Origin of the sequence: Vibrio sp. 10N.261.54.A5, from assembly GCF_041471145.1 — a bacterium.
GTDB classification, from domain to species: Bacteria; Pseudomonadota; Gammaproteobacteria; order Enterobacterales; family Vibrionaceae; genus Vibrio; species Vibrio crassostreae_C.
Genome location: NZ_JBFRNU010000031.1, coordinates 1 through 801, shown reverse-complemented (window position 1 = coordinate 801; position 801 = coordinate 1). Strand labels below are relative to the sequence as shown.

The 801-nt window shown below is 46.9% G+C and carries 1 protein-coding gene; it reads right to left on the bottom strand.

Annotated features, from left to right (window positions below):
- Positions 1-801: hypothetical protein (locus tag AB4329_RS09950; protein WP_372138190.1), on the bottom strand; the 801-nt coding region annotated here is incomplete at both ends.

Below are 801 nucleotides of genomic sequence, written 5' to 3'. Positions count from 1 at the left end.
CTTTTATCTCGACCGCAAATCCATTCGATTTCAGTGCACCGCCCACATTGAACTCTGTTGGCTCAATACGGAAACTCGCCACATCATCACTTTGATTGGTGAAGGTAATCGTCTCTGTTTGACTTACAGCACTGCCGCTTGGCGCTGAGCCGTCACTAAGATTAGTTTCAGACAGAGTAACGCTTGGCACTGCATCAATGGTTGGGATATCACCATCAGTAATAGTCAGAGTGACCGTTGACGTCAGTACATCGTTATCTAAATCGCTTGAAGTCACCACAATCGACTTCACGATGTCTTCGCTCGCTGTGTGGTTTAGATTGCGATTTGGCTCGAAACGTACTTCACCTTCAAGTGTGATAAACAAAGAGCCTTCAGCAAACACAAACTCTTGCTCACCGGTATCAGCTTGGTCAAGCGTCAGTGGAGTCCCACCATCGTAAGTGAACTCAGTAATGGTAGCACCGTCAGCACTCTGCTCTGGCATCACATCAATGGTAGTTGTGGTCACCACCCCTGCGGCCAGATCGGCGACGGTCGGCTCTTCGATATTCAGGATGCCATTGCTCATGCCTTGAACATCATCACCGATGGTTACATTTAACTGAGAAACCAAAGAATCATCGCCATCGCTATCAACGGCGTAAACAGGCAGGTCAAAGCTCAGATCATTATTTGCAAGGCCATCAACATGGTCTAACGCTTCAAGTAAGGTGAAGGTGTATTGACCTAAGTTGGTATCCGAGAAGCTAATAGTGAAGACGTTGGTTTCAACATCCGATGCGTCTTTAACAAAACCGA